The organism is Acinetobacter sp. HR7 (genome assembly GCF_000773685.1).
Taxonomy (GTDB): Bacteria; Pseudomonadota; Gammaproteobacteria; order Pseudomonadales; family Moraxellaceae; genus Acinetobacter; species Acinetobacter thermotolerans.
Genome location: NZ_JPQO01000002.1, coordinates 1 through 19,775 on the forward strand (window position 1 = coordinate 1; position 19,775 = coordinate 19,775).

Sequence of the window (19,775 nt, forward strand, 5' to 3'; positions counted from 1 at the left end):
GCAAGAGGTCTATTTTTTAACTCATCTACTGAGAAGTAATGGTTGAGAATCAAGCTATATTAATCTTTGATACCCATAAATGCATTATCTGAACCGACCAAATACAAGAGAATAAGAATGAACATGCAGCATGTGCAGGAAAAAAGTGTCCATCAGTTTCCACCTTGGCAGCTTCAGGGTGAAGGATTTATTTTGAATTACTGGATCACGCCCCAGTTCATTCGTGAAAATTTTGCCTTTCATATTGCTCCTTCCCCATTGGGTCGTGTAGTTCAGGTCATGCTGGTACGTTATCAAGAATCTCCGGTCGGCCCATATGATGAACTGCTGATTATGGATCATCCCTTAATAAGTAAGCGGCGTCTTTCTAGTATTCCTAAAATCTATGTCTCTACCGAAGAATCGCTGATCCATGGACAACAGTTATGGGGGATTCCCAAAGAATATGCCCAATTTGAATGGCAACAGCAGGGTCAGGAAGTGATGTGTCATATCACCTATCAATCCCAAACCATGACCATCCGGCTGAAGAAATCCAAATCCACCCGTTTTTTCTATATTAATAGTCACCATATTCCTGCTTCGATGCTGAAGATTCAGCAGAGCTGGAATGCCCGACATTATCAGTTCAGTCCGCAGTTTCGCGGCTACTTGTCCAAGCTCGTGCATGTCGAATGGCAAAATACTCAGGGAATCTTCCCCGACTTCTCCCAAGCCAAAAACTTGCAAAGCTTTTATGTCTCTCAATTCAGCCTGATCCTGCCTGAAGCCAAAATCGATAAAAAATAAAAAGGTGTTTCACGTGAAACACCCTGAAGAATATTTGTCTTTATATAAGTCTGATTAACTGTGTTTGTCCCAAAACTTGCGAAACTTCTTACTCATCTCAATCACCTGCTTTTTCGCACGTTTGGAAATAACAGTCAGATTAATGAAGCCATGGGTCTGTTCCTCATAATTATCATAATGTAGCTTTACCCCATGCTGGCGCAGCTGATGGGCATAGATCTTCCCTTCATCATGCAGTACATCATGTTTGGCCGTAATCAGATAAGTTGACGGCAGATTTTTAAGATTTCCATAGATCGGTGAAATCAAAGGATCCTCTAAATCAACCTGATGGCGTTCAGCATAATGATAGGTCACACGCTGGATATCATCATCTGTCAACACCAGGCCATCCTTATAACTATAATAAGAAGGATGACGGCTCTTGAAGTCCAACGCCGGATAGATCAGTAACTGTGCCTGTGGCGCATAGACCTTATCTCGACTGCGCTGCGCCACAACGGTTGCCAGATTCCCTCCTGCACTATCCCCTGCCACCGCGATACGTTTCTTCAAAATACCCAACTGTTTGGCATGCTGATGTGACCAGGCCAAGGCATCTTCACACACCTGCACCATATGTGATGGATGATGTTCCGGCGCTAGTGGATAATCTACACTTAATACCTGCGCATGGGCATGCTTGGCCAGCAGACGACAATACTCATCATGCGTATCCAGACTTCCAATTAGAAAACCACCACCATGATAGAAAATAATTAGGGGTAACTTTTTCTTGGGTGCCGGATGGTAGTGACGCGCAGGTGTCATTCCACTTTGCAAGGGTAGATGGATGTCCTCCACCTGAGCGATCTTGGTGGGTTTAGCTTGTAACAGGCGCATGTTATGGTCAAATTCAATCCGAGATTGCGGAATATCATCCCCCACCAGTCCTGTTCTGCCTTGTTTCAGCTGAATCGCCATCAGACATTTTACAAATGAGTCCAGCTCAGGATAGTCATAAGGATAATTCAAACTTCTGACGATGCTCTCTTGAACCATTTTCGGTAATCGGTCCAGCAACCGTGCTGCAGAACCTTGGCTTTTCTCTGCCAGTTTTTTTAAATGCTGCTTTCCTGCCATCGCTTTACTCCCTTTTCGCTTAATTCTTCATACTTTCTACATGATCAGACGGTATTTTGACCATATTCACATATAAGTGCCTATGTCGGCATACAAAGTGAGTGAGATCAATAAGCTAATCTTATTTTAACCCTGCTGTCATTGACCATTTCCCCTGCGGTGCTGTCATGTTTTGCAGAGTAAGTCTGAATCAAGGAGTGCTGAGCTATGGCTGGAAAACTGATCTTCGTATCCATTGCGACAAGCTTACTAGCTGTAGGTTGTGTCGCATTCCCTGATGATGGCTATTATGACGGACGTTATGATCAGCGGGGCTATGATTACCGCTATGATCGTGACCCTCGTTATAACAACCGTTATGAACGACAGCGCTGGGAAGAACAGCAACGGCGTTTACAGTTAGAACGTCGTCGTACCGAACTGGAACGTCAGCGTCTGGAGCAACAGCGTCGCCAACTGAATAACCAGCGTCGCAAACAGGCAGAATTAGACCGGAAACGCCAGCTGGAACGTCAACGCCTGGAACAGCAACGCAAACAGCAGCTAAACAGACAGACACAGCTCAACCGGGCTGAAGCGGAGCGTAAAAAACGTGCCCAACAGCAGGCTGATGCCCGTCGTCGCGCGACTGCCGAACAACAGCGCCGCAAAGCAGATCAAAACCGGAAGCAGCCGAACAAACGCTGGGAGGGACAGCGCCGGAAAAATGATAAATAATGCAGTTCAGTTGAAATGAACTTGTCCCATACTTTCCCAAGCCCGTCCGCGGGCTTTTTTTTATGGGTGAAATTTCAGGAAATAGTTTTTAAAGCTATAAACGGAATAAAACCCTTGAAGTATTTATCCTCAAGGGTTTTATAGGGGGTTGTGTTTAAACGTACATCCTGACGTTTATGTGCTTCCCAGCAAGTTTTAAGAACATCCTGTTCTCGATAGGTTCATAGTAGAAAATTTTTAAGTTGTGACCAAGTCGCGATTGCCAGGTCTGTGTGTAGGATTTTGCTTACAGCAAGAGTGCTAAATGATTGAATATAAATATTCATATTAAATTTCAGTAAATTTTAGGCAAAAAAAAGGCTTATCTAGAGAGGATAAGCCGGAAAAACACATTTCAAAAAAAGAAGAAACTACAGCGATAGAATCTGAAGTGAATATTAAGCAGTTGGCGATTTTTTGTGAAATACTTTATTGCTCAGTCATTAATCGTTTTTATGTCTAAAAAATAAACAGCATAAAATTTTGGGCAAAAAAAAAAGCTGAGCCTTGGGAACTCAGCAAGAAGGGTAAAGCAAAAAATCTGTAACAGTCACCTAATCCGACTCTCTCCACTGAATCAGGTCACTGTTGATGACGCTATGATGCGACTTTTATTTAAATATTTAAAACGGATAAATTTTATTGTTTTGATCTAAAAATACGATTTATTCATTATATGATTGAAATCATTCTATTTAATAAAAATATTGTTTTTAAAATTAGGGCTTTTAGAAGAAGAAAAAGCTCTTTCTGTTCAGTCTGTTAAACTCGTTATAGCTCTTCATTGTGAAAAACAGGCTTTTTATTCCTTATTACATTGCTGTTTTATCTATATAAATGAAAGTCTAAACAAAAATAGCCCTAACTTTTTCAGCAATTCTTAAAATTTATATGGAATTGCGCTTGAATTTTGCGACCCCGCCCCGACTTCTTTAAGTAATTTAGAATTTTACAACCATGGCAGTTCAGCAGTAACGCAGTGAACTCTGACGCCCAAGGACTGTACATGTTTAAGAACCCATTTAAACGGAGTAAATCAATGGCAACTGAGCAGAACGAAAAAGCTCAAGAACTTGAGCAAGAGCAAGCGAACCCAGAAACAGCGCAAACTCAAGCCGAAACTGAGCAAACTGAAACTGAACAAGCCGAAGTTACCGTTGAATCTTTACAGGCACAGATCGAAAAACTTGAAGCGGATCTAAAACTGGAAAAAGCCCGTACTGCCAATGCGGTGTACGAAGCACAAAAAAGTGTAGAACGCATTCAACGTGAAGCTGAAAAACACAAAGAAGCTGTTCTAGAAAAGTTTGCCAAAGAGCTGCTGGACACCGTGGATAACCTCGAGCGTGCGCTGGCAGCTGTAGGTGAAGAAAAAACTCCATTTTCTGAAGGTGTGGAACTGACCCTGAAAGGCCTGCTTACTACTTTAGAAAAGTTCGGTGTGGTAGCGGTGGATACAGCAAGTGGTTTCAATGCAGACCTGCATCAGGCCGTTGGTATTGATCCCAATGCCAAAGCCAATGAAATTGGCAATGTATTGCAAAAAGGTTACAGCTTAAATGGCCGTTTACTTCGCCCTGCAATGGTGATGGTTGGCGCTTAAGCCTAATAAATTCGGGAGTTTGTGAAATTTTTTCAAAAAATTTACTTGAAAAAAATTGAACGGCTCTCATATCGGATAACAAGTGTAAAGCACAACAAAATTTTTGAGGAAACGTCCAAATGGCTAAAATCATTGGTATTGACTTAGGTACTACAAACTCATGTGTTGCAGTACTTGAAGGCGACAAAGTAAAAGTAATCGAAAACGCTGAAGGCGCTCGTACAACTCCATCAATCATTGCATACAAAGATGGCGAGATTCTTGTTGGTCAATCAGCAAAACGCCAAGCGGTAACTAACCCTAAAAACACATTATTCGCGATCAAACGTCTGATCGGCCGTCGTTACGAAGACCAAGCGGTACAAAAAGATATCGGTATCGCACCATTCAAAATCATCAAAGCTGACAATGGTGATGCTTGGGTTGAAGTCAACGACAAAAAACTGGCTCCACAACAAATCTCTGCAGAAGTTCTGAAAAAAATGAAGAAAACTGCAGAAGACTACCTAGGCGAAACAGTCACTGAAGCTGTTGTAACCGTTCCTGCATACTTCAACGATGCGCAACGTCAAGCAACCAAAGACGCTGGTAAAATTGCCGGTCTGGACGTTAAACGTATCATCAACGAACCAACTGCTGCGGCACTTGCGTTCGGTATGGACAAGAAAGAAGGCGACCGTAAAGTTGCGGTATATGACCTGGGTGGTGGTACTTTCGACGTGTCTATCATCGAGATTGCTGACCTTGATGGTGACCAACAGATCGAAGTACTGTCTACTAACGGTGACACCTTCCTGGGTGGTGAAGATTTCGATAACGCACTGATCGATTACCTGGTTGAAGAGTTCAAAAAAGAACAGAACGTTAACCTGAAAAACGATCCACTAGCGTTACAACGTCTGAAAGAAGCAGCAGAAAAAGCGAAAATCGAGCTTTCTTCTTCTAACGCAACTGAAATCAACCTGCCATACATCACCGCAGATGCGACTGGTCCTAAACACCTAGTGATCAACGTGACTCGTGCAAAACTAGAAGGTCTAGTAGCTGACCTGGTTGCTCGTACCATAGAGCCATGTAAAGTTGCGCTGAAAGATGCTGGCCTGTCGACTTCTGATATTTCTGACGTAATCCTGGTGGGTGGTCAGACTCGTATGCCACTTGTACAACAAAAAGTACAAGAATTCTTCGGTAAAGAGCCACGTAAAGACGTGAACCCTGACGAAGCTGTGGCAATGGGTGCTGCGATCCAAGGTGCAGTACTGTCTGGTGACAAGAACGACGTTCTTCTGCTTGACGTAACTCCGCTGACTCTGGGTATTGAAACTATGGGCGGTGTGTTGACTCCAATCATCGAGAAAAACACTACCATCCCTGCGAAAAAATCTCAGGTGTTCTCTACAGCTGCGGATAACCAGCCTGCAGTAGACATTTCAGTGTACCAAGGTGAACGTAAGATCGCTCAACAAAACAAACTGTTGGGTAACTTCCAGTTAGGTGACATCCCACCTGCTCCACGTGGTGTGCCACAAATTGAAGTATCTTTCGACATCAACGCTGACGGTATCCTGAAAGTATCTGCAAAAGACAAGAGCACTGGTAAAGAGCAATCAATCCAGATCAAAGCAAACTCTGGTTTGAGCGATGCTGAAATCGAAGCCATGATCCGTGATGCTGAAGCAAATGCTGAAGAAGACCGTAAGTTCGAAGAACTGGCTAAAGCACGTAACGAAGCTGATGCGTTGATCGCTTCTGCAAACAAAGCAGTAAAAGATCTGGGCGAGCAAGTGACTGCTGACGAAAAAACTGCCGTAGAAACTGCGGTAAGCGAGCTTGAAGCTGCAACTAAAGAAAATGATGTTGAAGCAATCAAAGCGAAAACTGAAGCACTGCAAAACGTGATTATGCCGATCACTCAACGTGCTTACGAAGCAGCTCAAGGCCAAGGCGGTGCGCAAGGTTTTGATCCAAACGCATTCCAAGGGGGTGATGCTGCTGGTCAACAACAAAAAGCGGACGACGGCGTTGTAGATGCCGAGTTCACTGAAGTAAAAGATGATAAAAAATAATTTGTCACTTTGAGAAAAAGACCGCATTTGATGCGGTCTTTTTTTTGCTCACTTCATAGGCAATAGACGGATTTTTAATTAAACTATAATGAAATAAATCACTTAAAAATAAGAAATGATGCAGAATTTTATCAAGCTTTTTCTTTTAGCTTCCGGGCTTGCCATCATGCTGCTCTACCCGATGGGTAACTTGTTGCTGATCATCCCACCGAATGTGGTACTGGCACCTTTTAATTACCTGCAGAGCTTGGGGATTGAAGCCCCTTTCTCTCTCGGCTTCCTGATTGCCATGATTATGCTACTGATTTTAGCCATACCACAGCGCTACCCTTACGGAAAAGGCTTTATCATTTTGGGGATCGGTTTACTGAGCTATATTGTTTTCCAGATCTTTAAGTCTGAAATCACCCTGTATGCCTTCAATCACCAAACCAAGCATTCCTACAATCTGAAATATCTCATTGAATTTATCATTTTCCTGCTGAATGGTGTGGGCCTAGCTTTTATCTACCATTCCAATATGCCAAAGCAAATTGAACAGTGGAAAGGTAAAAAATCCTAGCCGAAACGAATAATAGAACCGTGCAAACGCACGGTTTTTTATATCCAATTTTTGCAAGACTAGGATTTTGCCTGTTTTTTCGCTACATTGAACCTAACAATATTTAAAACAATACGCTATGCGACTTCTTTATCTGCTGATGGGACTCATACTGTTGGTGGCAGGTTTTCTGCATCTGCAGACCCAGTCTCATCCGCAGCTAAAATTTAATTCCCTGACCGATCGTCTTACCCACCCTTTCGATTCCCGCCTGCGCTTTCGGGTCGATCAGGTGGATCCTGGTTTTGATCTCAGTCGTGAAGAAGTGATCCAACTATCTAAAGAAGCAGTCGAGATCTGGCATCATGGCACCGGTCGTAAAGACCTGATGGTTTATGATGAAAATGCCAAACTGGCGATCAAGCTGATCTATGACCAGCGTCAGCAGGAATACAATGCGCTCAAGCAAACCACGCAAAAACTGCTACAGGACGAGGCACAATATCAACGTCAGGCAGAAAACCTAAGTAGCTCTAAACAGTATATTGATCAGCAACATCAGCGTTTAGCCCAGCAGCGCATCCAGCTAGAAGCAGAATTACAGCAGTTACTGCAACAGCGTAATCAGCCAGGATTATCGGCTTATGAACAGCAGCAGCTACACCAGCAGTTTGAAGCATTTCAACAACGCGCGGAGCAGTTCCAGCATGAGGCGAACTATTTGCAACAGCAGCAGCTGGCTTTCAACAATCAGGTCTCGAGCTATCAGAGCAATGTGAAACAGCATGAGAACAATATTACCCTGGCTCAACAGCGTTTCCCGCCACGTGAATTCCATAAAGGTGTGTTCAAGGGCGATGAAATCCATGTCTATCAGTTTGATGCCAAGGATGATTTGCGTCTGACCCTGGCACATGAGCTGGGGCACGCCCTAGGATTACTGCATCATAATGACCCGGAAGCGCTGATGTATCCGGTACTTGGCCAACAGAAACTGAAAAATTTTGAATTGCGCCCGGCAGATAAAACCTTGCTGTATACACGCAAGTAAAGATAGCTTTAAACCCCTATAATTTTTACGACTTTATTGTCTGTAAATCGTCCACATCAGCGTATTTCATGTTATTGTGATGGGCTCAACATCCACCTGAACCCCGTATGGAGATCGGCATGAGTTATTACCATATCCTGATTGAAGTAAACGACCATATCAGCACGATTGATGAAACTCGTGATATTGAAATCTTTGATATTGTGGAACTTCAGCCTTATCTACACTCCATCCTGATTCCGTATTTCAATGAGCAGCTGATTGAACTGGAAGATGAAAATATCGCCTTTGAGGATATTCTGCATCTGGAAGTGAAACAGACCCTGTTACCGATCAATGACCTAATTGACGAAGAACAGAAACTGCTGCCAAGCGATACCGATATCACCATCACTGCGTATGAGATCTTCAATAACCGGGAGCTCAGCCAGGATGTCACCACTGTGATTTTTGACCTGCTGGAAGCAATCAAGCTCGAAGCTTAAAGCAAAAAATACCTGCAAATAAAAAAGTCCTCAAATGAGGACTTTTTTCTGTTTATGGTCTTGTTACTCAGACCATCTTAGATCGAGAAGGAAGAACCACATCCACAAGTGGTGGTTGCATTCGGGTTTTGCACCACGAATCGAGAGCCTTCCAGACCTTCAACATAATCCACGGTAGAGCCAACCAGATACTGATAGCTCAGTGAATCCACCAGCATCTTCACGTCACCGTTGACGAATTCTGCATCATCTTCATTCTGGCTTTCTGCAAAATTAAAGCCATAAGAGAAACCTGAACAGCCGCCCCCAGTCACATAGACACGCAGCATAAGATCTTGATTGCCTTCACTTTCACGCAATTGGCGTACTTTATTGGCAGCATTGTCAGTCAGCACAAGTGCTTGAGCATTCATGATGGATTCCTCTGTTCGGTTCGGGCATCTTTAAAAAGAAAAGACCATATTTCAAGTATAGCATACTCAATATATGGTCAGTCTTTGTAAATTAAAGCTTAATCAGAGTAAATTTATCAGGATTGCTTATAATTTTCATCCTGCAGTGCGCACTCGAAGTTTTTCGGATCCTGTTTACAACGGAACTGCCACAGCAGCTTCATCATGCGTTTGTCATAAATGCCGCGCTTGGTCAGGTCGATACGAGCCTCACGCATCATCTTCTGATAGCCCGGTTTGTCTGCAGCAGGAATATCCATCCAGTATTTCTTCGGAATATCCGCTTTCATCTTGCCCAGAATACCAAAGGCACGTGGCAGTTCACCTTTCACCCATTCCCGTGATTTCTGGCCGAAACCTGCCGGGAACTTGTCTGGACGGATAATAATATTGCCCGTCACCTGCAGGATCGGATAGTTCACAATGGCACCTTTGGTACCCAAACCTTTATGCAGTTCCAGTGGCTTAAATACCGCTGCGGGTGCGCCAATGATATCCACCTGACCATTGTTAAACTTGGCACCAAAGTTAGTCACATCTGCACTGACTGCCTGAGCACCGACCTGCTGTACCATGATTTTCTGCGCTTCATCATAGTCTAGAACAGCAATTTTCTTACCGGCTGCTTTGGCTACCGTATTGATGCTACGGTCATTGACCAAAAGGAATGCATCACCGACTGGAATCACACCTACCACTTCATATTTGCCTTGCACCATGTGCTTGGCAAAAGTTGGACTTGCCAGGCCTTGCATGACTTTGACAGCCAGGTTCAGGTCAGGAATAGCCCCGATCGCATCCAGTGAACCGGTGAAGTTATTAAACTGGCGACCACGCATTCCGGTGACGCTGATCCCATCACATTTACCGGCTTTAAAATCTTCCGCAACCACTGCTTCGTTGGTATTGACACGTAATTCAATGTCGGCACCCCAGTTTTTTGCAGCCAGCTGGTAATCCTTCATGACGGCATAAACATCACCATTTTTACCGACCAAGTCAAACACACAAATGACCTGTTTGGCTTGTGCTGCCCCTGAAGCAGCTGTAATACCTGCACCGAGTGCCAGTGCCTTTAACCAAGTTTTCATACCCTTATTCCTTTCAAGCATTGTTTTTGTTCTTCCCATAATTGCTGCATATCATTGTTTTTATGAGAAAGACGATAGCAGAATTGAATTTTATTCTAAGCCTTTTCCAGATCCAGACAATGACTCAACTGCCTGCACATACAGAAAAAAAAGCCTAGAGTTTTTCCAGGCTTTTTTCTTTTAAAAATCAAGTTATTCACCAGATAGCGAACACTCAAAGTTTGCCTTGTCGACCGAACAGCGGGCACGTTTCAGGACGCTCATCATCGAAGCATCGTAGATCCCGCGCTTGGTCATATCCATACGACCGTCACGTAGCATCTTCTGATACTTCAGCTTGTCTTCAGCATCTAGATTCAGACGGTATTTACCCGGAATCCCTGCCTCCAGACGGTTAATCATGCTGATGGCTTTTGGCAGGTTCTTCACAAACCAGTCACGCGATTTCTGGCCAAAACCAGCCGGGAAACTTTCAGGACGGATCACAAAGTCTGAAGTCACATACAGCACCGGGAAGTTAAACATGGCACCATTGCTACCCAAGCCTTTATAGATTTCCAGCGGCTTGTAAGCATAGGCTGGTGCACCAACCATATCGACCTGGCCATTGTTAAACTTCGCCACGAAGTTAGACACGTCCGAAATCACCGCTTGCGCACCTACGCGCTGCACCATGATTTTCTGGGCATCGTCATAACCCAATACTGCGAACTTCTTACCCGCTGCTTTTTCAATGGAATTGATGTTTTTGTCACGAACAAAAATATAGGCTGAACCGAGTGGTGAAATGCCTGCGACTTCATATTTCTTGCCACCGAGCGTAGATACCATTTTGTTCGCATTACGTTTGTCTAGGGCAAAAGTAATCGCACGCTGGGCAATCGCATTGCTTGGAGCACCACCGAGAGCATCAATTGAACCGGCAAACTTGTTGTACTGACGTGCACGCATCGCGGTCATAAACACGCCGTCACATTTACCGGCTTTGAAGTCATTATCCGCTACTGCTTCATCCTGGCGGGCAATCAGATTGACCTCTGCGCCCCAGGATTTTGCCGCCAGAGCCCATTCCTGCGCCATTTGATACGACTCACCGGATTTGCCCAGCAGGTCAAAAACACAGACATCGACCTTTTGTGCCTGTGCGGTGCTGGCAAAACCCAAAGCAGAAAATGCGGCCAAGCTGAGAAGTGTTTTTTTCATTGTAATAATCCTTGCAATCTCTTGTTTTTCGATGGAGTTTCCATACTTGTGTGACAAATATTAGCAAGTTTATTTAAAAAAAATAGAGCTTTTACTCAAATTGAATCAGATCAGTTGGCCCTTATTACCAAAATATGTCCCTTATTCACATCCACACCTTTAAAAAGTATTTATTTATCAATTTTTTAAGGATATATCTACTGAGTAAAAAACTTACATTTTTTTAAATGGAAATTACAAAGCAATACAACTCGGCTTATTCCCCACCTAAAGAACACTCGAAATTGGTTCGTTCTACGGTACAACGTGCGCGTTTTAATACCCGCATCATTTCAGGATCATAGATACCCTGATTGGTCAGATCAATGCGGCCATCACGTAAAATACTCTGATAATCCTTATAGTCATCCTTATTCAGATGCATCAGATATTTGGCTGGAATTTCAGCTTCCATGCGTTTTACATTAGCAATGGTTTTCGGCAATTGTTTCACAAACCAGCTACGTGACTGCTCGGCAAATTTAGCCGGGAATTTATTCGGCCGAATAATCAGGTCGGCAGTGACATTCACCACCGGAAACTTGATCATAGCCCCTTTACTTCCGAGTCCTTTATAGATTTCCAGCGGTTTAAAGGCATAGGCAGGCGATGCCACGATATCCACCTCACCCTGATTAAAACGGCGGATAAAATTGGAAATTTCAGACATCACCGGTACCGCTTCAATACGATCCACCATAATTTTCTGGGCAAGATCATAATGCAGAATGGCAAATTTCTTGTTTTTCGCATGTTCCAGCTTGTTCATGGCGCGGTCGCGTACAAAAATGTAAGCAGTACCAATTTGTACAATTCCAGCCACTTCATATTTATCTTTGCCGATTTCAGTCACCAGGCGTTTGGCATTACGTGGATGCAGCACATAACTAATCGCTTTCTGGGCAATATCATTATTCGGCACCCCGCCTATGGCATCCACTGAACCGGCAAATTTATTGTAGGCACGGGCGCGCATTGAAGTCATAAACAGCCCGTCACATTTACCCGCCTTAAAATCCTGATCGACCTTGGCTTCATCCTGATAGGCGATCAGTTGAACATCAGTGCCCCACTGCTTGCTGGCCAGCTGCCATTCTTCCAGCAACTTATAAGATTCCCCAGATTTTCCCAGCAGATCAAACACACAAATATCGACTTTGGCCTGACTCAAGCTGGACGCCAGCATGGTCAATGCAGCGCAGAATAAAGTTCCTTTTTTCATTTTGCTTTACCCAATTTATTTTTTTCATTCTTAATCTTGTGCTTATTTTTACAAATAAGCTTGGTAAGTCCTTGAAGTCATTTCTATTTAAACACAAATTACTGCAGATAAATCACATAACCTGATGAAGTGCAGATTCGCAGGAATTCTCGTGCAAGATTTTTCTATTTTTCGGCTGATTCCTTTAGAATAGCGCCATTCTCATTTGTCAGATCTCAGTAGTTTCCATGATTCAGTTAGACCAGTTAACCATACGTCGCGGTGGACGCATCCTTTTTCAGAAAGCCACCATGCAATTGCATCCGGGATGGAAGATTGGCCTGACCGGTGTCAATGGTGCCGGTAAATCTACATTATTCGCAGCGCTGTTGGGTGGCATAGAATCCGATAGCGGTACGCTGACCCGGCCAGCCGTCTGGACCGTGGCACATATGGCACAGGAAATCAAAGCGCTAAACATGAAAGCGATTGATTTTGTACTGTCTGGTGATGAGGAATACTGGGATATTCAGCATAAACTTGAGCATCCGGAACAACTCGAGGATACAGAACTGGCACGCCTGTATGGCCGTTTTGATGAAATTTCCGGTTATGCTGCTCCGTCTAAAGCTGCTCAACTGATGGCTGGCCTCGGCTTTATGGAACACCAGAATGAGTTGGATGTCGCGAGCTTTTCTGGTGGCTGGCGGATGCGCCTGAATCTGGCCCGTACCCTAATGAGTCGTTCTGATCTATTGCTGCTAGATGAACCGACCAACCACTTGGACTTGGATGCCATCCTGTGGCTGGAGGACTGGCTCAAAGCCTATGAAGGCACACTGGTGCTGATTTCACATGACCGTGATTTCCTTGATGCCATTACCGACCATATCCTGCATATCGAGAATCAGGAACTGACCCTATATACCGGCAACTATTCGACTTTTGAACGCACTCGCAGTGAACGTCTGGCGCAACAGCAACAGGCTTATGAAAAACAGCTAGAAGTCCGTGCCCATCTGCAAAAATTCATTGACCGCTTTAAAGCCAAAGCGACCAAGGCTAAACAGGCACAAAGCCGGATCAAGCAACTGGAACGCATGCAGGAACTCTCAGTCGCACATGTCGATACCCCATTTACCTTCAGCTTCCGTGAACCGACCAAAATGAGTTCACCACTGCTGCGACTTGAACATGCAGATGTTGGTTATGGGGACAAGGCCATTGTGAAGAATGTCACCCTGCAAATCACCCCAAACAGCCGTATTGGTCTGCTGGGGATGAATGGTGCGGGTAAATCCACGTTAATTAAATCTCTGGTCCGAGATTTGCCACTGCTGAATGGTGTGCGTAAAGAATCAGAACTGCTGAATATCGGTTATTTCGCCCAGCATCAGATGGATGCCTTGGATGGCAATGCCAGCCCGATGTTGCAACTGAGCCGGATTGCTGATCCGAAAATTAGTGAAGCCACTTTACGTTCATTCTTGGGCAGTTTCGGCTTTAGCGGCGAGCGCATGGATACACCAAGTGAAAGTTTCTCCGGTGGTGAACGTGCCCGACTGGCACTGGCACTGATTGTATGGCAGCGTCCAAATGTTCTGATTCTAGACGAACCAACCAACCACTTGGACTTGGATATGCGTCATGCCTTGACTATGGCACTGCAAGACTTTGAAGGTGCAGTGGTGCTGGTGTCGCACGAACGTCAGCTGATTTCCAGTGTTTGTGATGAACTTTTACTAGTTCATAACGGCAAATGTACTGAATTTGATGGTGATTTGGCTGCTTATGCTGACTGGCTGCGTCAGGCGCGTGCTGAGTTATTTAAAAGTATCCAGAAAACTGTAGAAACAGCCAAACCACAAGTGGAAACCAAACCTGCACCAGCGAAAGTGGATAAGGAAGCGCAACGTAAGGAAGCTGCGCGTCAGCGTGAGCAGACCCGTCCAATCCGCAAAAACATTGAAAAATGTGAAAGTCAGATTGAAAAGCTGCAACCACGGCTGGCAGAAATTGAAGAACTGCTCGCTGACAGTTCCCTATATGATGCTTCACGTAAGGATGAGTTATTGAAACTCATGAATGAGCAGACTGAACTAAAAGCCAAGCTGGAAGCCGCAGAAGAACAGATGCTAGAACTGATGATGCAATTGGAAGAAATGGAACAGTCTTTCCAGAACAGCTAATACTTCATATAAGTTTGAATCTATAGAGATCAGTGGTTTTCGCCACTGATCTTTTTTTTTTACTTCTCCGTTTTTCTCTTTTTTTAAATAGCGGGTTCAACAGATACATCATCCTTAATTACGTAACGCTTATATAAGTTTATTTTTTAAACAGTTGGGTTCCTTATTTCATACATTAATTTACAGCGCTATGCAGCGGGCTGCGGCTCTAATAAAAGGGCATTTTTATTTTTCAGCAGCCTTTGACGAGTCTGTGTAAATGGTGAACTAGAGAGGAAATCCACATGCGTGCTCTAACCTATCATGGTGCCCGAGATGTACGAGTTGAAACTGTTCCCGATCCCGTAATTCAGGAAGCAGATGATGTTATTTTACGCGTGACCGCCACGGCCATCTGTGGCTCAGATCTACACCTATATCGTGGCAAAATTCCCGCTACTGAGGAAGGTGATATTTTTGGTCATGAATTCATGGGTATTGTTGAAGAAGTCGGGCCGGCCGTCACAGAAGTAAAAAAAGGCGACCGGGTAATTATTCCCTTTGTGATTGCCTGCGGTCACTGCTTCTTCTGCGAACATCAGCTCACCGCTGCTTGTGAAAATACCAACACCGGACGTGGCGCTATTATCAACAAAAAACAGATTCCGCCGGGTGCTGCCCTATTCGGCTATAGCCATCTTTATGGCGGCGTGCCAGGTGGCCAGGCTGAATATGTGCGTGTTCCCAAAGGCAATATCGGTCCATTTAAGGTGCCAGGTTCTCTACCCGATGAAAAAGTACTGTTCCTGACCGATATCCTGCCGACTGCCTGGCAAGCGGTAACCAATGCTCAGGTCACTCGTGGCTCAACTGTCGCCATTTATGGAGCCGGCCCAGTGGGTTTATTGTCAGCTGCCTGTGCACGTATGCTTGGTGCTGAACAGATTTTTATGGTTGATCATCACCCTTACCGTCTGCGTTTTGCCTATCAGACCTATGGTGTGATTCCGGTGAATTTTGATAAAGTTGATGCCGCAGAATACATTATTGAACATACTCCTGGACATCGCGGTGTGGATGCGGTGATTGATGCGATTGGTTTCGAAGCCAAAGGCAGTATGCTGGAAACGGTGATGACCAACCTGAAAATTGAGGGTTCCAGCGGTTATGCCCTGCGTCAATGTATCGCAGCGGTACGCCGAGGTGGTGTCGTTAGCGTACCAGGTGTCTATGCCGGTCCGATCCATGGCTTCCTGTTTGGCGATGCCTTTGATAAAGGCCTGACTTTTAAAATGGGCCAAACCCATGTACACAAATTCCTGCCAGAATTGCTGGAACATGTGGAAAATGGCAACCTTTCTCCTGAAGTGATCATTACCCACCGTATGAACCTGTCTGATGCTGCCGAAGGCTACCGGATTTTTGATAAGCGTGAAGAAGATTGCCGCAAGGTGATTTTGACTCCCTAAATGATTTTTAAACAAAAAAGCGCCGTTAGGCGCTTTTTTTATTTAGATCATTTCATAAATCATTTTTACTGTTTATTAGAAGAAAAAAAATTAAATCCCCTGCTCTCTATCCCTCTCAACCCTCTAAATCTTCACATTGGGAATGAAATCAAGAAATGAATCAGTGAGTAAAAAATAGAAATCAAAAGTAAAAAAACACGAATTCCATGATTTTAGAATAAAAATGAAAGTTCACTTGATTATTAAATAAATTATGTAGTTTGGCTACATATTAATTTTTCAAGCTTAAATATGTTCCACGCAGATTATTTAATAAAACTACAATAGCAATATAAGTCACTGTTTTTATAAATATTTCTTTTGTTTCTTCTGTAAAACACCCAGTAAATGGTGAAAAACTGACTGTTGCTGGCAATTTCCTAATCGCAGCAGAAATAGAACTCCAGCGCATCTTTTAAATTCAAAATAGTATTTTAAATTTAAAAATACTTATCCACAATACAGAAAATTAAATTTGAATTTAGAAAGTACAAAAAACTTAGCTACCGAAGAGGTTGTGGATAAATATTATCTTATTCACATAAATAAATATGGATAACTTTGTAGTTATCCACACTATTGATCAGGATTCAAACGAATACACAAACCTTACTATTCACATATTATTTTAATTATTCAGCTTCCATTTATTAAGCCTTTGAATGATCAGGATTTGAGAAATCTCAGTTCGACAATCTTCCATTCATCACCCAAACGCCAGATTTCCTGAATACGCTGCTTGTTGCCTTCTATCTCAATCAGGATACGACATTCGGTCTGGTCTTCATTGTATTCAAATTCTTCGTATTCCACTTCAGGTTTATGCGGTTTCCACACCCCATTCTCAACTGCATGGGCAATCCGGTCATAACGCAAATAACTACTTTCCACACGGCCTTCCTGTTCAAACACCACCTTAAAGTCTTCATGCTCATAATGGCGCAGCACATCATAGTCGCCACGATAGAAGGCATTGGCCCAAATCTCACGTATTTCTTCAAGTTGGCTGTCCATGGATAAACCTCTTTTAGGTCGGTTTGGCCCTGCACTGCAGGCAGATTTCCTGAGTTTAAACTCAACTGATCAGACACCCAAAATCCTGTGCTGATTTAGAATTATGCTAAATAGTTCATATGACATTAGCATAAAATTTGTACAAAAAAAGCACCCCGAAAGGTGCTTTTTTAAATAGGTTATGTATCAGTTATGCATCAATATCCGCATTCAAGGCATTTTCTTCAATGAAGGCACGACGTGGTTCCACATCATCACCCATCAGGCAAGAGAACATACGATCCGCTTCGATTGCATCCTGTACAGTGACCTGCAACATGTTACGGTTTTCAGGGTCCATGGTGGTTTCCCACAACTGGTCGGCGTTCATCTCACCCAGACCTTTATAACGCTGGATCATCATGCCGCGACGTGAGTCTTGCAGGATGTTTTGCCATACGTCATGGAAGCTATTGACCAGGATTTTACGCTCGCCTTTTTGCAGATAAGCACCTTCTTCAAGCAGAGTAAACCAGCTCTTCGAGTTCTTCAGCAAACGTGCATATTCACTTGAACCCAGCAGGCCAGCATCAAGCAGATAAGCATGTGGTAGGTTATGCACGTAAATCGTGATACGCGGCATATATGTAGTGCTCTTAGTGCCGTCCGCTTCTTCTTTCTCGAAGGTTTCAATGCTCAGCTCAGGACGCAGGCTTGGTTGTTTGTCCTCAATATGCTGACGCAGCTGCATAGCCCAGTTTTCTACATAGTCCAGATCAGTCGCCTGATCCAGCTTGAAGGCTTCAATCGCTAACAAGCCATCCAGCAGGGTTGCAGGATAACGTAGTGTTAAACGGTGCAGGCTCTTTTGTGAAGTCTGGTAATCCGCAATCACATTGGCCAGTGCTTCACCACGAATCGCTGGCGCATCGGCACTGACATGCAGTTCCAACTCATCAATCGCATTGGAAATCAGGAAAGTTTCCAGTGCATCATTATCCTTGATGTACTGTTCCTGTTTGCCTTTTTTCAGCTTGTACAATGGCGGCTGAGCGATATAGATATGACCACGCTCCACCAGCTCCGGCATTTGACGGAAGAAGAAGGTCAGTAACAGCGTACGGATGTGCGAACCGTCCACGTCGGCATCGGTCATGATGATGATTTTGTGATAACGCAGCTTGTCCGGATTATATTCTTCACGACCAATACCACAGCCAAGTGCAGTAATTAACGTACCAACTTCGGCAGATGAAATCATCTTGTCGAAGCGTGCGCGTTCCACGTTTAGAATCTTACCTTTCAGTGGCAGAATCGCCTGCATCTTACGGTTACGGCCCTGTTTTGCAGAACCGCCCGCAGAGTCACCTTCGACCAGGTACAGTTCAGACAATGCTGGATCTTTTTCCTGACAGTCTGCCAGCTTGCCTGGAAGACCTGCGATATCCAGTGCACTCTTACGACGGGTCATTTCACGTGCTTTACGCGCCGCATCACGGGCACGTGCTGCATCAATGATTTTGCCAGCAATTGATTTTGCCGCTTGTGGATTTTCCAGCAAATATTCCGCGAAAGCCTTGTTCATGGCTTGCTCAACTGCAGGCTTCACTTCACTCGACACCAGTTTTTCTTTGGTCTGTGAAGAGAACTTCGGATCCGGTACTTTTACAGATACGATCGCGGTCAGACCTTCACGGGCATCATCACCAGAAACGCTCACCTTCTCTTTCTTGAGCAGGTTTTCGCTTTCCATGTAATTGTTCAAACCACGGGTCAATGCAGCACGGAAACCAGCTAAATGCGTACCACCATCTTTTTGCGGAATGTTATTGGTAAAGCAGCGTACATTTTCCTGATAAGAATCATTCCACTGCAATGCCACTTCGACACCAATACCATTTTCAGCCTGTGTAGTGAAATGGAAAATGTCATTCAAATGGGTCTTGCCTTGATTGATATATTTTACAAACTCAGACAGACCACCTTCGTAGTCATACACATATTCGGCATTGATACGCTCATCACGCAATACAATACGAACACCAGCATTCAGGAAAGACAGTTCACGTAAACGACGCGCCAGAATATCGACATTGAAAATCGTCTGGCTAAAAGTTTCCGCACTTGGCCAAAAACGTACACGGGTACCAGTACGGTCGGTATCACCGATCACTTTTAACGGATACTGTGGATCGCCATGACGGTATTCCTGCTGGTGAATATGACCAGCACGGTGAATGGTCAGTTCAAGTTTTTCTGATAGCGCGTTTACAACAGAAACACCTACGCCATGCAGACCACCTGAAACCTTATAACTGTTGTCATCAAATTTACCACCGGCATGCAGAATGGTCAGGATCACTTCTGCCGCAGATACCCCTTCCTCAGGATGGATATCGGTTGGAATACCACGGCCATTATCTGAAACAGAAACAGATTCATCTTCATGGATAGTCACGATAATTTCATCACAGTGACCTGCCAGCGCCTCGTCAATCGAGTTATCGACCACTTCGAAAACCATGTGGTGTAAGCCGGTACCGTCATCTGTATCACCAATGTACATGCCCGGACGCTTACGCACTGCGTCTAAACCACGTAATACCTTGATGCTAGAGGAATCATAAGCCTTTTCAATGGTTTGTTCTGGTTGAGAAGCAGCTTGATCTTCTGAACTCATGGTTTCTCCCTAGTGAAAAATAGGTCT

At 44.1% G+C, this 19,775-nt stretch carries 17 protein-coding genes; 9 read left to right on the plus strand and 8 right to left on the minus strand.

The genetic code is table 11. The features are described from left to right. Positions 1–123 precede the first annotated feature (123 nt). Positions 124–789, plus strand: coding sequence for an acetoacetate decarboxylase family protein (locus GW12_RS00080; protein ID WP_171077634.1), 666 nt, complete (start codon positions 124–126; stop codon positions 787–789). A gap of 54 nt (positions 790–843) precedes the next feature. On the opposite strand, the gene GW12_RS00085 is transcribed toward GW12_RS00080, so the two are convergent. After that, positions 844–1,911, minus strand: coding sequence for an alpha/beta hydrolase (locus tag GW12_RS00085; protein ID WP_034581799.1), 1,068 nt, complete (start codon positions 1,909–1,911; stop codon positions 844–846). Positions 1,912–2,118: 207 nt separating this feature from the next. On the opposite strand from GW12_RS00085, the gene GW12_RS00090 reads away from it, so the two are divergent. The 6 genes from GW12_RS00090 to GW12_RS00115 all read left to right on the plus strand — a co-directional run bounded on the left by GW12_RS00090 (position 2,119) and on the right by GW12_RS00115 (position 8,413). Then, a complete protein-coding gene (locus GW12_RS00090) occupies positions 2,119–2,628 on the plus strand; it encodes a hypothetical protein (RefSeq protein ID WP_034581802.1) in 510 nt (169 codons plus the stop codon). Between the two features lie 1,078 nt (positions 2,629–3,706). Continuing rightward, positions 3,707–4,270: a nucleotide exchange factor GrpE gene (gene grpE / locus GW12_RS00095; RefSeq protein WP_034581805.1), complete on the plus strand. Its 564-nt coding sequence runs from the start codon at positions 3,707–3,709 to the stop codon at positions 4,268–4,270. A gap of 119 nt (positions 4,271–4,389) precedes the next feature. Beyond that, on the plus strand, positions 4,390–6,336 hold the full coding sequence (dnaK, locus tag GW12_RS00100) for a molecular chaperone DnaK (RefSeq protein ID WP_034581808.1): 1,947 nt from the start codon (positions 4,390–4,392) through the stop codon (positions 6,334–6,336). A gap of 166 nt (positions 6,337–6,502) precedes the next feature. Then, positions 6,503–6,898 carry a hypothetical protein gene (locus GW12_RS00105; RefSeq protein WP_227504106.1) on the plus strand — a complete coding sequence of 132 codons (396 nt, stop codon included), beginning with the start codon at positions 6,503–6,505 and terminating at the stop codon, positions 6,896–6,898. A 118-nt stretch (positions 6,899–7,016) separates the two neighbouring features. Then, positions 7,017–7,928, plus strand: coding sequence for a matrixin family metalloprotease (locus GW12_RS00110; RefSeq protein ID WP_034581811.1), 912 nt, complete (start codon positions 7,017–7,019; stop codon positions 7,926–7,928). A gap of 107 nt (positions 7,929–8,035) precedes the next feature. After that, the gene (locus GW12_RS00115) at positions 8,036–8,413 is read left to right on the plus strand and encodes a hypothetical protein (RefSeq protein ID WP_171077632.1); all 378 of its coding nucleotides are present in this window, start codon (positions 8,036–8,038) and stop codon (positions 8,411–8,413) included. A 77-nt stretch (positions 8,414–8,490) separates the two neighbouring features. Here the strand turns inward: GW12_RS00115 and erpA are convergent, their stop codons facing one another. The 4 genes from erpA to GW12_RS00135 all read right to left on the minus strand — a co-directional run bounded on the left by erpA (position 8,491) and on the right by GW12_RS00135 (position 12,420). Next, the gene (erpA, locus tag GW12_RS00120) at positions 8,491–8,826 is read right to left on the minus strand and encodes an iron-sulfur cluster insertion protein ErpA (RefSeq protein WP_034581818.1); all 336 of its coding nucleotides are present in this window, start codon (positions 8,824–8,826) and stop codon (positions 8,491–8,493) included. 116 nt (positions 8,827–8,942) lie between these two features. Continuing rightward, on the minus strand, positions 8,943–9,956 hold the full coding sequence (locus GW12_RS00125) for a putative solute-binding protein (protein WP_034581820.1): 1,014 nt from the start codon (positions 9,954–9,956) through the stop codon (positions 8,943–8,945). 192 nt (positions 9,957–10,148) lie between these two features. Further along, the gene (locus GW12_RS00130) at positions 10,149–11,159 is read right to left on the minus strand and encodes a putative solute-binding protein (RefSeq protein ID WP_034581823.1); all 1,011 of its coding nucleotides are present in this window, start codon (positions 11,157–11,159) and stop codon (positions 10,149–10,151) included. A 256-nt stretch (positions 11,160–11,415) separates the two neighbouring features. Beyond that, positions 11,416–12,420 carry a putative solute-binding protein gene (locus GW12_RS00135; protein WP_034581825.1) on the minus strand — a complete coding sequence of 335 codons (1,005 nt, stop codon included), beginning with the start codon at positions 12,418–12,420 and terminating at the stop codon, positions 11,416–11,418. 227 nt (positions 12,421–12,647) lie between these two features. Between GW12_RS00135 and abc-f the strand changes: the two genes are divergently transcribed. Both abc-f and GW12_RS00145 read left to right on the plus strand, forming a co-directional pair. Beyond that, positions 12,648–14,588, plus strand: coding sequence for a ribosomal protection-like ABC-F family protein (gene abc-f / locus GW12_RS00140; protein ID WP_034581828.1), 1,941 nt, complete (start codon positions 12,648–12,650; stop codon positions 14,586–14,588). A 284-nt stretch (positions 14,589–14,872) separates the two neighbouring features. Beyond that, complete coding sequence (locus GW12_RS00145) at positions 14,873–16,036, plus strand: zinc-dependent alcohol dehydrogenase (RefSeq protein WP_034581831.1); 1,164 nt, start codon at positions 14,873–14,875, stop codon at positions 16,034–16,036. 271 nt (positions 16,037–16,307) lie between these two features. Here GW12_RS00145 and GW12_RS15530 read toward each other — a convergent pair whose 3' ends face one another. The 3 genes from GW12_RS15530 to gyrB all read right to left on the minus strand — a co-directional run bounded on the left by GW12_RS15530 (position 16,308) and on the right by gyrB (position 19,748). Next, complete coding sequence (locus GW12_RS15530; RefSeq protein WP_152598503.1) at positions 16,308–16,487, minus strand: hypothetical protein; 180 nt, start codon at positions 16,485–16,487, stop codon at positions 16,308–16,310. A 254-nt stretch (positions 16,488–16,741) separates the two neighbouring features. After that, a complete protein-coding gene (locus GW12_RS00150; RefSeq protein WP_034581834.1) occupies positions 16,742–17,089 on the minus strand; it encodes a hypothetical protein in 348 nt (115 codons plus the stop codon). A gap of 190 nt (positions 17,090–17,279) precedes the next feature. Next, the gene (gene gyrB, locus GW12_RS00155) at positions 17,280–19,748 is read right to left on the minus strand and encodes a DNA topoisomerase (ATP-hydrolyzing) subunit B (RefSeq protein ID WP_034581836.1); all 2,469 of its coding nucleotides are present in this window, start codon (positions 19,746–19,748) and stop codon (positions 17,280–17,282) included. Positions 19,749–19,775: the final 27 nt, after the last annotated feature.

Excerpts from the sequence above, each read along its gene's own strand:
- GW12_RS00080 (WP_171077634.1), top strand. The coding sequence starts at position 124 with ATGCAGCATGTGCAGGAAAAAAGTGTCCATCAGTTTCCACCTTGGCAG.
- GW12_RS00085 (WP_034581799.1), bottom strand. The coding sequence starts at position 1,911 with ATGGCAGGAAAGCAGCATTTAAAAAAACTGGCAGAGAAAAGCCAAGGT.
- GW12_RS00090 (WP_034581802.1), top strand. The coding sequence starts at position 2,119 with ATGGCTGGAAAACTGATCTTCGTATCCATTGCGACAAGCTTACTAGCT.
- grpE (WP_034581805.1), top strand. The coding sequence starts at position 3,707 with ATGGCAACTGAGCAGAACGAAAAAGCTCAAGAACTTGAGCAAGAGCAA.
- dnaK (WP_034581808.1), top strand. The coding sequence starts at position 4,390 with ATGGCTAAAATCATTGGTATTGACTTAGGTACTACAAACTCATGTGTT.
- GW12_RS00105 (WP_227504106.1), top strand. The coding sequence starts at position 6,503 with ATGCTGCTCTACCCGATGGGTAACTTGTTGCTGATCATCCCACCGAAT.
- GW12_RS00110 (WP_034581811.1), top strand. The coding sequence starts at position 7,017 with ATGCGACTTCTTTATCTGCTGATGGGACTCATACTGTTGGTGGCAGGT.
- GW12_RS00115 (WP_171077632.1), top strand. The coding sequence starts at position 8,036 with ATGGAGATCGGCATGAGTTATTACCATATCCTGATTGAAGTAAACGAC.
- erpA (WP_034581818.1), bottom strand. The coding sequence starts at position 8,826 with ATGAATGCTCAAGCACTTGTGCTGACTGACAATGCTGCCAATAAAGTA.
- GW12_RS00125 (WP_034581820.1), bottom strand. The coding sequence starts at position 9,956 with ATGAAAACTTGGTTAAAGGCACTGGCACTCGGTGCAGGTATTACAGCT.
- GW12_RS00130 (WP_034581823.1), bottom strand. The coding sequence starts at position 11,159 with ATGAAAAAAACACTTCTCAGCTTGGCCGCATTTTCTGCTTTGGGTTTT.
- GW12_RS00135 (WP_034581825.1), bottom strand. The coding sequence starts at position 12,420 with ATGAAAAAAGGAACTTTATTCTGCGCTGCATTGACCATGCTGGCGTCC.
- abc-f (WP_034581828.1), top strand. The coding sequence starts at position 12,648 with ATGATTCAGTTAGACCAGTTAACCATACGTCGCGGTGGACGCATCCTT.
- GW12_RS00145 (WP_034581831.1), top strand. The coding sequence starts at position 14,873 with ATGCGTGCTCTAACCTATCATGGTGCCCGAGATGTACGAGTTGAAACT.
- GW12_RS15530 (WP_152598503.1), bottom strand. The coding sequence starts at position 16,487 with ATGCGCTGGAGTTCTATTTCTGCTGCGATTAGGAAATTGCCAGCAACA.
- GW12_RS00150 (WP_034581834.1), bottom strand. The coding sequence starts at position 17,089 with ATGGACAGCCAACTTGAAGAAATACGTGAGATTTGGGCCAATGCCTTC.
- gyrB (WP_034581836.1), bottom strand. The coding sequence starts at position 19,748 with ATGAGTTCAGAAGATCAAGCTGCTTCTCAACCAGAACAAACCATTGAA.